Raw genomic sequence first — 11,072 nt, forward strand, 5'->3', positions numbered from 1 at the left:
GGCCGCCGCCAGCAGCATCGCCGACGTGCCCGCCAGCCAGAGCGCCGCACGCCCCGACACCTTCCGTCCCAGCCACGCGCCCGCGAGCGTCGCGACCGCGATCATTACCACCGCGATTCCCGCGGCCCAAGCCATCGGAAGCATCCTCACCCCTCATCGAACCGAACCTGCCCCGGCCGCCCCGCGCGGCCGGGCTCCTGACGAGGTCAGGCGCCGGGATCAGGAGGCCAGACGGCACGGACCGGGCCGGCGGGCGCCGGGACGAGCGGGCGGGAGGCCGTCAGCTCGTCGAGAAGGGTCTGGAGCTGGGCGAGCTGATCGTGGAGGCCCGCCGATGCCACCCCGCCGGTACCGCGCAGGAACGCGTGAATCCGTTCCAGCCGCTGCTGGTCCTGTGCGGCGCGTTCCAGTGCGGCGGCGCGGCCCGCCAGCTCTCTGTCCATGGTGTCCGCGCGGGTCCGCGCGTCCGCGACGATCTGTTCGGCCTGCCGTTCGGCACGTTCGACCACCCTGTCGGCGGTCTCCTGCGCCAGCGACATGAGCTGGACCGCGTCGGCCGCGGGCGTGCCCGCCCTGGCCAGCCGCGCGACCTCGCCGAGCAGCCCGTCGATGGTCTCCTCCACCTCGTGGAGGAACCCGTCGACCTCCGCCATGTCGTAGCCCTCGCGCAGCCGAACCGTGCCGAACACCTTGGCCCGCACCCGTTCCGGCGTGAGCCTGTCCGGATACCGTTCCGTACCGTCCATCCGTCCTCCGTCCCCGAGCCTGCGATAACTCTTCGTGCCCAGGCGACTACCAGGTCAAACGGAGGCAACAGAAGGGTCGCGTCCGGGTCGGACGACCCCGCGAACGCCCTCGGCGACGGCCTCGCCTTCCCGGCGTTCCGACCTCGGTACGGCAACGTTCTCCGGAAACGGCGGTTCGCGCGGCATCGGCCGTCCTAGAGTGACGCGTCTTCCATCGGGCGACTTAGGAGGAAAAGTGCGACTTGTTGCGATCGGTACGGTGGCCGCGGCCCTGATGCTGGGGGTTCCGGGCGTCGCGGCGGCGGGACAGCAGGCGGCGACGCCGCTGCGTTTCTCGGCCATCCAGTACGACGCTCCCGGCAAGGACACCCGCGACAACAAGCAGCTCAACCGCGAGTGGATCCGGATCAAGAACACGGGCGCCAAGGCCGTCCAGCTCAAGGGGTGGACGCTCAGCGACAAGAGCCGGCACACCTACCGGTTCGGGGCGTTCAAGCTGAAGGCGCACAAGAGCGTCACGATCCACACGGGCAAGGGCAAGAACACCGCGACGCACCGGTACATGAACCGCGGCTGGTACATTTGGAACAACACGTCCGACACCGCGACGCTCCGCAACGCGACCGGCCGCAAGATCCTCCAGGTGTCGTGGGGCAAGAAGCCGACCCCGCCGCCGGCCCCGGGCAACGACCCGCGGTTCGACACCTGCAAGGAGGCCAAGGCCAACGGGTACGGGCCGTACTACCAGGGCACCGATCCCGAGTACTACTGGTACCGCGACAACGACGGCGACGGCGTCGTCTGCGAGTGACGCCCAGCGCCCCAGCCGCCTGATCAGCGGGCGGCTCCGCGACTTCACGGCCGCCCTCGGCACGGGCCGGGGGCGTGCGTGGAGGCGCGACGGCGCGGGGGTCCCATTCCGAATCAGGTTCGGTATATTTCGAGGATGACGCACGAGGTCTTCAACCAGGTCCCGCCGCTCGTCGGACATGACGTCGCCGACGATCCCGCCCTGCTCGAAGGGCTGCACCGGGAGGGTGCGGGCTGGGCCGAGGACGAGGTCAGGGTGCTCGGCCGGCTGGCCGGCACCGAGGAGGCGCAGGAGCACGGGCGGCTCGCCAACGAGCACCCGCCCGTCCTGCACACCCATGACCGGTACGGCAACCGGGTCGACGTGGTCGAGTTCCACCCGTCGTGGCACTACCTGATGGACACGGCGGTCAGCCACGGGCTGCACGGGCGTCCGTGGTCCGATCCGCGGCCGGGCGCGCACGTCGCGCGGGCCGCGAAGTTCTACAGCTGGCGGGTGGACGCCGGGCACGGCTGCCCCGTCTCCATGACGTACGCGGCCGTGCCCGCGCTCCGCCAGCAGCCCGACCTGGCCGCCGTGTACGAGCCGCTGCTGACGTCGGAGACCTACGACTTCGGGCTGGCCGCGCCACTCGGCAAGCGCGGGCTGCTCGCCGGCATGTCGATGACGGAGAAGCAGGGCGGTTCGGACGTCCGCGCCAACACCACCACCGCGACACCGCAACCCGACGGGACGTACCGGCTCGTCGGCCACAAATGGTTCACTTCGGCGCCGATGTGCGACCTTTTCCTGACGCTCGCGCAGGCGCCGGGCGGCCTGACCTGTTTCCTCGTGCCGCGCGTCCTGCCGGACGGCGAACTGAACCCGCTGCGCCTGATGCGGTTGAAGGACAAGCTCGGCAACAAGTCGAACGCGTCGTCCGAGGTCGAGTACGACCAGGCGCACGCGTGGCGGGTCGGCGACGAGGGCCGCGGCGTCCGCACCATCATCGAAATGGTCAACATGACCCGTCTGGACTGTGTCATCGGCGCGGCCGCCGGAATGCGCCAGGGCCTGATCGTCGCCGCGCACCACGCCGCCCACCGCAGCGCCTTCGGCAAACCCCTCATCGACCAGCCTCTGATGCGCAACGTCCTGGCCGACCTGGCCGTCGAGTCGGAGGCCGCCACCATCACCATGCTCCGCCTGGCAGGCGCCACGGACCGCGCCGAGGCCCCTTTCAAACGCCTGGCCCTGGCCATCACCAAATACTGGACCTGCAAACGCTGGCCCTCCCACACCGCCGAAGCCCTCGAATGCCTAGGCGGCAACGGCTACGTAGAATCCTCAGGAATGCCCCGCCTCTTCCGCGAATCCCCCCTCAACTCCATCTGGGAGGGCTCAGGCAACGTGGCGACCCTGGACGTCCTGCGCGCCATGGCGAAAGAGCCCGAGACGGTCACCGCCTTCTTCGACGAAGTCGAATTGGCCAGCGGCGCCGACGGCCATCTGGACACCGCCATCCGCCAGGTCAAGGATTCGCTCGTCGACCTGTCCACCATCGAGGTCCGCGCCCGCCGCATCGTCGAACGCATGGCCCTGGTCCTCCAGGGGTCCCTGCTGGTCAGGCATGGACACCCGGCTGTCGCCGACGCTTTCTGCGCCTCTCGCCTCGGTGGCGACTGGGGCAACGCCTTCGGCACCCTGCCCCCGGGCGTCGACTTCTCCACCATTATTGAAAGAGCCACCCCGAAGATCGGCTAGAAAGCCCAAAAAGGAGACACCTCGAGACCCGGTAGAACCTTACAGAAAGGCTCCCCAAGGCAAGAATGAAGATCATCGGCTACCGGTCGTCGAGAGTGACGGCGCATCATCCGCTAACCGATGGACCTAGGTGGCGAACAGTGCAGTCCTGTGGAGTCAGCAGGAGCCGGGTCTCGAGCGGCAGGGTTACGTCTTCCTCGGCGGCACCAGACGGGCCGGGATACCGTGTTCGCAGACACAGGGGACCGCAGAGACCCTAGACCGAGCAGAAATTCTCAACAATGGACGGCGGAGACAGAGCTACCTCGCCCCTGTGTCCGCCTAAGGCCACCCGCTTGCCCGGGATGCTCGTCTCCGCCAACAGGAACGCGAGCTCTTCCCTCCGAGACGAACGGCCTCCGATACGCCGTCGGGGCGATTGGCCGGAGCTGACTGTCCAGCGCCATCGGCGGGGCTGGCGGGTAGCGGACCTGGTGGGCTCGATGTCATGATCCGGTGGTGTTCGGTGTGAATGAGAACGATCTCCAGGAGCGGCTGGCGGCGTTGGAACAGCGAATGGCCGTGCGCCTCGACGCGCTCGGACGGGAGCTTCGGGAGCTGCTCGATCAGCGGATCGCAGAACTGCGGGAGGTCCTGGCTGCGGACCCGGAGGAACGGACACGGTCGCTGGTGAACTTCGCGGCTGAGGGAGTCCGGCGCGAGCTGGAGTTGACCATCGCCGATGCGTCGCGGCTACGGAAGGGCACCGAGGAACTCGATGACGCTCAGCGGGCGCTGGCTGCCCGTATGGCCGGAAACGGGCTGCCGCCGTGGCGGACCAACGCTCGCTTCAACGTCGTGTACCAGGCTCAGGTGCCTTCCTATATCTCCCTCTATTTCGTGGGCGGGCGCACCGACAGAGTCTCCCTGCTCATCGGCGACGACGACCCGCCGACCAAGAGCTACGGCGAGCTGAACGTCTCAGCCGATATCAACTCCTACGTAGGCGCCCTCGTCCGCCCGGGCGAGTACTGGATGGCCAAAGCCAAACACGGCGCCGACTCGGTGAAATGCATCGTCACGACCCTCTACTGACCCACCTCGTGGCCATGCGCCCGGGTCAGGAACCTGCCCCCGGATCGAACCACCGTTCCGGCGCGGTGCCGGATCTGGAGGCAGACTGGTGGTCCCGAGCCGCTGTGAGGACGCCATGAGCCATGCCTTGTTCGCCCGTTACTACGCACGTGCCAGCCTTCTCATGGAGAAGGGGGTCGGTGTTCACCGGCGGGCTCTGCTGGACGGGCTGGTGGGGCGGGTGGTTGAGATCGGGGCCGGTAACGGCCTTAACTTTCCGCATTATCCTGACGGGGTCGGCGAGGTCGTCGCCGTCGAGCCTCAGCCGCATCTGCGGTCGATCGCCCAGCGTAATGCAGCGGCTGCTCCGGTGGCCGTCACGGTCGTGGACGGCTTCGCTGATCGCCTTCCGGTTGACGACGCCTCGTGTGACGCCGCCGTCGCCTCGCTCGTCCTGTGCACCGTTCCCGATCAGGGCGCCGCGCTCGCCGAGATTCGGCGCGTCCTCAGGCCTGGCGGTCAGCTCCGCTTCTTCGAACACGTCCAGGATTCCCAGGCTGGTCGGCGCCGGATCCAGAAGGCGCTCGACGCCACGAGGATCTGGCCCTGGTTCGGTGGCGGCTGCCACTGCTCCCGCGACACCCGGGCCGTCATCGAACGAGCCGGATTCACCATCGACCGTATCGACCACCTCACCAGCGCCGACACCCGGATACCTTTCCCCGCCACCCCTCAGATCATCGGCACCGCCACGGCGAAGGATCACGGCTGAGTCGAACCGGCCGAACCGCTCCGCGTGGCGGACGCCACGTAGGGCAGCGAAACCGAGGGGGCCGGGGTTGCGTCTGATCGGCAAGAGTGACTTCTGATTTCGGCGGTGATCTTGTCCAGTCTGTGGAACCAGTTGCCGACGCTCATCGGGGTGATCGTCGGTGCGCTCGCCTCGTACCTGGCCACCAACCGGAACGAGACCGCGAGATGGAAGCGGCAGCAGGCGATCCGGTGGGACGCCGAACGCCGGGCCGCGTACGCCACCTACGCCCATGCGGTCAAAGCGCTCTCCACCCAGTGCGGACGTCTGGCCGCGGCCAGAGGAGCGACCGAGTCGTTCTTCCCCATCGACCTTGAGGAGGGCCTGCCGGAATACCGAAAGCTCTCCTCGGAACGGGGAGTGGTGTGGGAATCGGTCCTGCTTCTGGGAACCGAGCAGGCCATCGACGCCGGACGGGCCTGGCACTCCGCGGTCGCCGAGCTCCAGAAATTCGCCGACGGCCGCCGCACCGACTACGAGCAGTGGGAACCGACGTTCGCGACGACCGGACCGCTGCGCGACGCCTTCTACGAGGCGGCGCGCACGGACCTGGTGATCGAACGCTGATTGGCCGGCTTCAAGGACATGGTTCGGTCTCTCAGCTGATCGTGACGACTCGAGCCCAGGGGGGCGGGGTGTCGGGGGCATAGTAGGGGTTCTGCTCGTCGACTGGGTTTGTCGGGCGGGGGAAGAGGCCGACCACAGTGCGGCAGGGGGGCTGGGCGGTGGGCCAGGGTGTTTGGCCGTCCGTCAGGGCGACGATGACGTCCGGGCGGGGGCGGGAGCGGAGGGCCCGGGCGAAACCCGAGCGGAGATCCGTTCCGCCGCCCCCGATCAGCTCGAGGTTCTCGGCTCGGCAGACGGGGACGGCGACGCCGGCCGCCGCGTCGCAGGAGATCACCGATACCAGGTCGCGGCGCCCGCCCACCGCCCGCGAGATCGCCGCCACCTCCAGCAGTGCGCTGCCCAGTTCGGCGTCGCTGACCGATCCGGACGTGTCGATCACCACGCAGACCCTGGGCGGTCTACGGCGCAGGCTCGGCAGGACCACCCCGGGAACGGAGGCCGCGCGCCGGGACGGACGGCCATAGCTGTGATCCTCCCCCGCGCCGGGGGCTCCCGCCGCCGAGCGGACCGCCGCCCCCAGCAACTGCCGCCACGGCTGAGGCGGATGGAACGCCTCGTCCGCCCAGCGGCGCCAGCCCTCCGGCGCGTCGCCCGGCCGGCCCTTGATCCCCTCGGCGACCCGGAAACGCACCGCGTCCCGCTGCTGCCTGCTCAGACCGTGTGCCCCGGCGGGCCCCAGCTCCCACGGACGGTCCTGTCCGTCGGCGCCGCTGCCGCAGTCCAGCCAGGCCAGGTCCGGCGCGAGCCCGGACAGGGAGTTCGTCCGCAGGTACTCCTCCATGAGCATCCCGTCGGGCAGCCTCAGCATCGACGGCAGGACCGCCCCGGCGGGCAGGGGAAGACCGTCACCGTAGATGTCGTCATTGATCTCGAAGTCGGCGGCGATGTTCCGCCGCAGCCGCTCGCCAGGCCCGCTCTCCCCCTGCTCTTTCGCGTACCGCTCCCCCCGCCCGTGATGGTCGCGCAGCAGATGGGACACCTCGTGCACCCAGACGCCTGCGAGCTCCGCCACCGGGGTGCGCGCGACGAAGCCGGGGGACACATAGCAGCGCCAGTGCGCGTCGACCGCCATCGTCGGGACCGAACGGTCCGCCACGACGTGCAGCGCGAACAGCGCGCTCGCCAGATAGGGACGGACCTTGACCGCGTGCAGCCGAGCGGCCAGCAGCTTCTCCAGGTCCAGGGGGAGTCCTGGCGGTCCGTACGGCTCGCCGTAGCCGGCCGGGCGGGCCGGAACGGCGGCCGGCACCCGGCGCGGCGGTGCGGGCCTGGCCATCGGAAACCGCGATGCCGTCGTCATCGCCCCACCCCCGCCGCGCGCTCGGCGCCGGCCCGGCTCGTGGCCCGCAGTACCGACTGATCCGCCCGGCGGGCGAGACCGATCACTCCGGCCAGCCGTTCCACCGACTCCGGCACCTCCCAGTCGTCCCGCCGCAGCGAGGCCAGGACCGTCGCCGGGGCGACCAGCAGATCCGCGGCGCCGGTCTCCAGCGCTCTGACCAGCACCGCCCAGCCCGCCTCCCAGCGCTCCCGCTGCGGCCGTGCGCCCACCGCGGCCACGACCGCCTCCAAGGTCGCCTGACGTAGATCTCCCCGCTCCGGCAGCTCGGCGGAGGCGGGATCGGCCAGCAGCGTCTCCGGGTCCGGCAGGTCCATCCGGTCCAGATGGGCGAGAAGTTCGAGCCCGGGACCGTCCCCCACCGCGCCCCGTACCAGCGACGCCAGCACCTCCCGGGAGACGGACGCCGCCGTGCCGAAGGCCAGCAGGGTCAGCGCCGCCTCCCAGCTCCGGGGTGACGGCCAGGCACCGCCGCGACGGGTCTCCGTGCTCGGCAGCCGGTGGATCAGTGTCGGGCGTGCCTGCAGGAATCCGCAGACCGCTCGCCGGGCGTACGCCACCGCGTCCGGCAGCTTCTCCGGCGCCAGCTCGGGCAGCCGCGCTCGAGGCCAGACCCCGCCCAGCCCACGCACCACCGTGTCCCGGTCGTGGACCCAGTGCAGATGCACGAACCGATTGGCCAGCGGCGGGCTCAGCTCCCAGCCGTCGGCCGCCGAGGCGCGCGGATTGGCGGCGGCCACGATCCGTACCGCCGGCGGTAGTCGCAACGCGCCGACCCTCCGCTCCAGGACGACCCTGAGCAGCGCGGCCTGGACGGCCGGAGTGGCGGTGGAGAGTTCGTCCAGGAAAAGCAGCCCCCGTCCGGCACGTACGAGGTCCACCGCCCATTGCGGCGGTGCCATGGGCACGCCCCGCGTCGCCGGATCGTCGCCGACGATGGGCAGCCCGGAGAAGTCCGTCGGCTCGTGGACGCTGGCGATCACGGTCGTGAGCGGTAGGTCGAGCGAGGCGGCGAGCTGCGTCAGGGCCGCGGTCTTGCCGATGCCCGGTTCGCCCCACAGCAGCACGGGCAGGTCGGCTGCCACGGCCAGAGTGAGCGCTTCGAGCTGCTCGTCGGGACGTGTCTCGGTCGCGGTGGTGCGGAGCAGGGCCAGGAGGTCGTCAGCGATGACGAGTTGTGCGTCGGTGGGCGGAAGGACACGGGAGATCATGGGCATCACCTTGGGGTAGTCGAAGGAACGGCGGGGCCGGGAGCCGTGCCGTGCGGAAGAGCGCAGGACGTCAGTTCGCCCGTGCCGGACTAGTACGGAGTCGCGCCCGGCCGCGCCGTGCGGGGATCGTCACGGGAGGGTGTGCGGGGCGCAGCCCGGAGCGGAAGAGCCCGTGGTCGAGACGGCGTGCCGCGGACGACTCCAGCGTCGCGCGCAGCGGCCCGTCGCGCAGGACCGCGGCAGGACCGAGCAGGCCCTCGACCACGGCCAGCGCCCCGGTGACGTCGCCGTGGCCGAGCCGTTCCCGGACGGCGGGCAGTGCCTGCGGGTCGCGGTGCACCGCGTCGATCGCGCGAAGGCACGGCAGCGCGGGGCCACCGAGCGCCACCAGCAGTTCTTCTCTGCGCAGTTGTGCCGGGTCGTGGTCGACCGCCGTCAGCACCCCGTCCAGCAGCGCGATCCGGTGGACGTCGCCCCGGCACTCCACTGTGTGGGGGTCGCCGGGCCGAGGCTCGGGGCCGGGCGCGGGTTCCGCTCCGGACGCCGACAACGCCTCGGCCACCAGCGGATGCAGCCGATCGGCGGCGACCAGCCCGGCCCGCAGCAACGCCAGGTCCGGAAGCGTCCGGGCCGCCGCTTCCGGTAGCACCGGCAGCGCCACGACCACCTGGGGCGGCAGCGCCTCTCGAAGCGGCCGGAACGCCGGGACGTGGTGGCCGTCGGGAGCGACGAGTTCGAACGCCCTGAGGTCACGTGCGCCGAGCCGCACGGTGAAGACTCCGCTGGAGTCGCCCTCCGCCCCCAGCAACAGTTCGGCCTCCGCGGCCCACCGCGCCGACGCCCACGCGTGCTCGTTGACGTCGGAGGGATCGGACCGGACCTGCCCTTGCCGCCAGGCGAGCGGGTGGTCGGGGGATGCCGGGAACGCGCCGCACCGCGCCGCCAGTTCGCCGCACCGGCTGGAGTCCCACAGGTGCGGGTGCAGGTCGAGCCGGAAACGCCGGGCGGGATGCGGGTGCGGATGGTGTCTCGGTGCGCCGTCGCCGCGCTCGTCCCAGAGGGCCAGGGACATGCGTTGACCGGCGTCCGCCCAAGCCGGCGGGGTTCGCACCACCAACTGCACCGGTGTGGTGCCGGATCTGCCATAACGGCTGAGGGAAAGGGTCAGGCCGGGTCGGAGCCGCCCGCCGGGAGCGATGCGGGGCATGTGCCAGCGCAGCAGATCCGGTGCCAGCCGACGCAGATCCGCTCTGAGGCGGGTGACGAACTCGGTGCCGTGGCGGTCGCGCACGGCGCGCAGATCGAAATCGATGTCGATCCGAGCGGAGGCGCAGGCCCCCGCCCAGTCGCCGACCGCACGCCGTGCGGTCGCGGTCTCGATCATGGACGGTGGCACGGCGTACTCGCGCACGCGCTGCCACATCAGCAGATGGGCCGGAATGTTCGCGAAGAAGGGTGCCATCAGCACTCACCTTGCGCGGACGATTCCCCCGTTCCATACGAGGAGTTGTTCTTCATCGCGGACATCATAAGCACCTGGATGTGGATCTGTCAGCTTCGGCGGAGGAGGTAGGTGTCCATGATCCAGCCTTTGCGGGCTCTGGCTTCGGAGCGGGCGGCGATGATGCGGTCGGCGACTTCGGGGAGGGGTCCTGAGATGAGGATCTCGTCGGGCATACCGAGGTAGGCGCCCCAGAAGATCTCGACGTCGGGTTCGGTCAGGGAGGCGAAGGTGTTGTGGGCGTCGAGCATGACGACCACGTCGTCGACGCCGTCGGGCCAGCGCTCGGCCAGGCGGCGGCCGGTGGTGACCTCGAACGGGCGGCCCACCCGGTTGAGGGCGGTGCGGTGCCGGGCGGCCAGCGCCGAGACGCTGCTGACGCCGGGGATCACCTCGACCTCGGCGGAGAAACCGGGCCTGGCCAGGACGTCCTCCAGGATCGGCAGGGTGCTGTCGTACAGGCTCGGGTCGCCCCACACCAGGAACGCGCCCGTCTCGTCGGGGCCGAGCTCACGTTCGATCATCTCGGCGAACACGTCCGCCCTGCGCCGCCGCCAGTCGTGGACGGCCTCGGCGTAGGCCGGGGTCGACCGGTCGCGTTCGGGGTCCTGGCCGTGCACCACCCGGTGGCCGCGCGTCCCCGCGTGGCGGCGCAGGATCTCCGCCCGCAGCTCGACGAGCTCCCCCTTGACCTCGCCCTTGTCGAGCACGAAGAACACGTCGACCCGTTGGAGGGCCTTCACCGCCTGCACGGTGATCTGATCGGGATCCCCCGCGCCGATACCGATGACCATGAGCGTCCGCATCGGGACAGTCTCCCGTATCCGCGGGACGCCGGGTGCGTCAGGGGGGTGGGCAGGTGGGGAGCGGGGGGTGGTTCCTGGTGCGGACTGCGGGAAGCCAGGCGGTCGGGGGCGCCGCGGCGGTGGGGAGGCGGATCCAGAACCAGCGGGTGGAGCGGAGGCCGGACTCGTCGATGATGGGGAGGCCGTAGGGCAGCTGGCATTCGGCGGTGAGGGTGTCGCCGTGCCAGACGCGGGTCGCTACCACGTTGTCGGGGGTGTAGGGGCGGGTCGGGTCGATCGCGAGGCCCAGGCTGCAGCGCGGGTCCCGGTCGGTGCGGTCCTGGCAGCTTCGCTCGGCGTTGAAGACGGTGAGTTCGCCGGTCCGCGGGGCGGTGCCCCCGCGGGGGAGGTCGGCGGCGATGGCGACGGCCGCGACGGCGCACAG

Annotated in this window: 11 protein-coding genes; 5 read left to right on the forward strand and 6 right to left on the reverse strand. The window is 70.7% G+C overall.

Annotation, left to right across the window (positions count from 1 at the left end):
• Positions 1-206: 206 nt before the first annotated feature.
• Entirely contained in the window at positions 207-746 is a 540-nt protein-coding gene (locus ACYVE7_RS19605; RefSeq protein ID WP_460366403.1) for a DivIVA domain-containing protein, read from the reverse strand.
• A 235-nt stretch (positions 747-981) separates the two neighbouring features.
• On the opposite strand from ACYVE7_RS19605, the gene ACYVE7_RS19610 reads away from it, so the two are divergent.
• The 5 genes from ACYVE7_RS19610 to ACYVE7_RS19630 all read left to right on the forward strand — a co-directional run bounded on the left by ACYVE7_RS19610 (position 982) and on the right by ACYVE7_RS19630 (position 5,731).
• Complete coding sequence (locus ACYVE7_RS19610; protein ID WP_460366404.1) at positions 982-1,557, forward strand: lamin tail domain-containing protein; 576 nt, start codon at positions 982-984, stop codon at positions 1,555-1,557.
• 135 nt (positions 1,558-1,692) lie between these two features.
• Positions 1,693-3,300, forward strand: coding sequence for an acyl-CoA dehydrogenase family protein (locus ACYVE7_RS19615; RefSeq protein ID WP_460366405.1), 1,608 nt, complete (start codon positions 1,693-1,695; stop codon positions 3,298-3,300).
• A gap of 495 nt (positions 3,301-3,795) precedes the next feature.
• Complete coding sequence (locus ACYVE7_RS19620; protein WP_460366406.1) at positions 3,796-4,374, forward strand: hypothetical protein; 579 nt, start codon at positions 3,796-3,798, stop codon at positions 4,372-4,374.
• A 163-nt stretch (positions 4,375-4,537) separates the two neighbouring features.
• The gene (locus ACYVE7_RS19625; RefSeq protein WP_460366413.1) at positions 4,538-5,125 is read left to right on the forward strand and encodes a class I SAM-dependent methyltransferase; all 588 of its coding nucleotides are present in this window, start codon (positions 4,538-4,540) and stop codon (positions 5,123-5,125) included.
• Between the two features lie 105 nt (positions 5,126-5,230).
• On the forward strand, positions 5,231-5,731 hold the full coding sequence (locus ACYVE7_RS19630; RefSeq protein ID WP_460366407.1) for a hypothetical protein: 501 nt from the start codon (positions 5,231-5,233) through the stop codon (positions 5,729-5,731).
• A 31-nt stretch (positions 5,732-5,762) separates the two neighbouring features.
• Here ACYVE7_RS19630 and ACYVE7_RS19635 read toward each other — a convergent pair whose 3' ends face one another.
• The 5 genes from ACYVE7_RS19635 to ACYVE7_RS19655 form a co-directional block, all read right to left on the reverse strand.
• Complete coding sequence (locus ACYVE7_RS19635) at positions 5,763-7,091, reverse strand: vWA domain-containing protein (protein ID WP_460366408.1); 1,329 nt, start codon at positions 7,089-7,091, stop codon at positions 5,763-5,765.
• Positions 7,088-8,341 (reverse strand): AAA family ATPase, encoded by a 1,254-nt coding sequence (locus ACYVE7_RS19640; RefSeq protein ID WP_460366409.1) that lies wholly within the window; start codon positions 8,339-8,341, stop codon positions 7,088-7,090. The genes ACYVE7_RS19635 and ACYVE7_RS19640 overlap by 4 nt, the downstream gene beginning before the upstream one ends.
• A 70-nt stretch (positions 8,342-8,411) precedes the next feature.
• Positions 8,412-9,803, reverse strand: a complete 1,392-nt coding sequence (locus ACYVE7_RS19645) for a hypothetical protein (protein WP_460366410.1) — start codon at positions 9,801-9,803, stop codon at positions 8,412-8,414.
• 89 nt (positions 9,804-9,892) lie between these two features.
• Positions 9,893-10,648: a precorrin-6A synthase (deacetylating) gene (cobF, locus tag ACYVE7_RS19650; protein ID WP_460366411.1), complete on the reverse strand. Its 756-nt coding sequence runs from the start codon at positions 10,646-10,648 to the stop codon at positions 9,893-9,895.
• Between the two features lie 37 nt (positions 10,649-10,685).
• Positions 10,686-11,072 (reverse strand): hypothetical protein (locus ACYVE7_RS19655; RefSeq protein ID WP_460366412.1); only part of this gene is annotated, 387 nt, incomplete at its 5' end.

The sequence above is a fragment of the Actinocorallia lasiicapitis genome, assembly GCF_054778695.1.

Bases quoted from the DNA above. Each gene is read 5' to 3' on its own strand.
- ACYVE7_RS19605 (WP_460366403.1), bottom strand. From the start codon at position 746: ATGGACGGTACGGAACGGTATCCGGACAGGCTCACGCCGGAACGGGTG.
- ACYVE7_RS19615 (WP_460366405.1), top strand. From the start codon at position 1,693: ATGACGCACGAGGTCTTCAACCAGGTCCCGCCGCTCGTCGGACATGAC.
- ACYVE7_RS19625 (WP_460366413.1), top strand. From the start codon at position 4,538: ATGGAGAAGGGGGTCGGTGTTCACCGGCGGGCTCTGCTGGACGGGCTG.
- ACYVE7_RS19635 (WP_460366408.1), bottom strand. From the start codon at position 7,091: ATGACGACGGCATCGCGGTTTCCGATGGCCAGGCCCGCACCGCCGCGC.
- ACYVE7_RS19640 (WP_460366409.1), bottom strand. From the start codon at position 8,341: ATGATCTCCCGTGTCCTTCCGCCCACCGACGCACAACTCGTCATCGCT.
- ACYVE7_RS19645 (WP_460366410.1), bottom strand. From the start codon at position 9,803: ATGGCACCCTTCTTCGCGAACATTCCGGCCCATCTGCTGATGTGGCAG.
- cobF (WP_460366411.1), bottom strand. From the start codon at position 10,648: ATGCGGACGCTCATGGTCATCGGTATCGGCGCGGGGGATCCCGATCAG.